This window comes from Mesorhizobium sp. M7A.F.Ca.AU.002.02.1.1 (genome assembly GCF_003998535.1).
Lineage (GTDB): Bacteria > Pseudomonadota > Alphaproteobacteria > Rhizobiales > Rhizobiaceae > Mesorhizobium > Mesorhizobium ciceri.
Genome location: NZ_RZPB01000942.1, coordinates 1 through 2,002 on the forward strand (window position 1 = coordinate 1; position 2,002 = coordinate 2,002).

At 61.3% G+C, this 2,002-nt stretch carries 1 protein-coding gene; it reads right to left on the reverse strand.

The window, feature by feature from the left end; translation table 11 throughout:
* On the reverse strand, positions 1 to 2,002 hold a 2,002-nt coding region (locus EN879_RS33585), incomplete at both ends, for a M23 family metallopeptidase (RefSeq protein ID WP_164774750.1).

Here is a 2,002-nt window from a genome sequence, read left to right on the forward strand (position 1 = left end):
TTCCATTCCCAGGAAATGACAGAGATAGAGTCTGCCCGCCGTAATCTGGTGACCACGCTCCCGAAGATAGGCCTCGCCTTCGCGAGCCAGGTTGCGAACCATCTCACGCGAGATCGTGGCGTCGTAGCGCAGTGCGAGCAGGTCGGCTGTCGACAGCGTGCGCGCAAGTTCCGGGCGGTAGGTGTTCATCATCCTGATCCAGGTCTTGCTTATGAATTGCCCTGCACCGGTTGCTGAGGAATTTGGGTTCTTGGCGCGAGCGCTGCCGCCGCTTTCGACATGAACGATACGGTCGGTGAGCGTCTCGACCGCGGAATCGTCGGAAGCGACCGCGGTGACCGTGCCGAGTGGGTCGATCGCTGCGCCATTCTGGTAGAGTTCGAAATGCAGGTGGGGCCCGGTCGAAAGGCCGGTGGTGCCGATATAGCCGATCACATCGCCGGCTTTCACCCTGGTTCCGACACCGGTCCCGATTGCAAATTTCAGCATATGCGCATAGCGCGTCTCGCGCCCGTTTGGGTGCGAGATCTTCACCAGATTACCATAGCTGCCGCCATCGCCCTGGAAGGTGATCTCACCATCGAAGGCGGCTGCGATCGGCGTGCCAACGGGAGCCGCCCAGTCGACGCCCTTGTGGATGCGAACGGTGCCGAGAATTGGATGCTTGCGTGGCCCGAAGGTGGATGTCATCACCCCGTTGACGGGCGTGACCATGCCGTTGGTGACCGTCAGCGAGCGGACCTGATCGTCACCGGTAACGCACGCAAACTGGCCCTCGCTCAGCTGGAAGACGAAACAGTCGAGGCTCTTTTCGGTGCCCTGCACGCCGACATACAGCACACGCCCGTCAGTCTCGCCCTTGCCGCGCGGCGTTTGCGAGTAGATCAGCACAAGGCGCTGGTCCTCGCTGGCGAAGGCGTCCAGATCCTGCCCTCGCGATAGGTACATGATCGCTTCGCCGATCACGCCGGTTGGAACACTGTTGCGAGCCGCCGTCGAGTAGATCGCGTCGAGCAGGCGATACTGCCGCTTGTGCGTGCCTTCCCCCTGTGCGCCCGAATAGTTGAACAGATCTTCACGGACCCAGGGATCGACACCCGATACGAATGCGCCCGCCGCATTGCGTGTCAGCGTGCCAACAAAGACGTTCTTGGCGTAGATGGACACCTGCATCAGCGACATGGTCGTCGTCTCGCGCCTCGGCCTGAAACCACGCATGGCGATGACATAGCCCGGTTCCAGGCCGTCGCGGTTGAAAAGCGCCTTCAGCGCTTGCCCTGCCAGCTTGGCGTCCTCTGCGGAGAAATGCGCATCGAGCGCGACGCTGTCCAAAGAGCGGTCGTTGAGGATTTTCACGAACGTGTCTTCGGTCGCCTCGAACCGCTGATACTCATTCGAGACGGTTGCGACACTCGTGTTGTTTTCGATCTGCGTCTTCTGGAATGCGGGAAGGGCTGCATCGCCCGCATCGATGGTCTCGCCCCAGCCGGCTTCGGGATCATCGGCGTCCGCCCTTTGGTCGGGTGCTGCGGCTGGTTCCCCCTCTATCGGCGATGGCTCAAGATCATTCTGCAGATCACCGGATGGTGGGGCAGCAGTCTTTCGTTGCGCCTGGAAGAATGCAAAATCCTCTTGCGTCGACGGTATCGTTGTCATGAATTTTTCGCTCGCGCTAAGCATGACGTCAGACAGGATTTCGATCTGTGGAGAAACGCCGGCCTGGTTGAGTTCCGCCGGGCGCGGCATTGTCCGGCCTTTGGTTGCGGCGCTGGCATCGGGCGCCAGCGTGATCCACATCGGGTCCCCCGCCAGATCGATAATGGCTGGCACATACACGGATGCGTCCGCCGGCATATCGTCCGCCCCTTCGACCGCATGCAACTCCTCGTCTTCGTCTCCGAACGACCAATACTCGGCGGTGAGGTAGAAACCGGCGGCGATAGAGAGCAGCACAGCCACCGCGAGACCGGCAACAAGCCTGCGCCGAAGCGTGCGCCTGCGA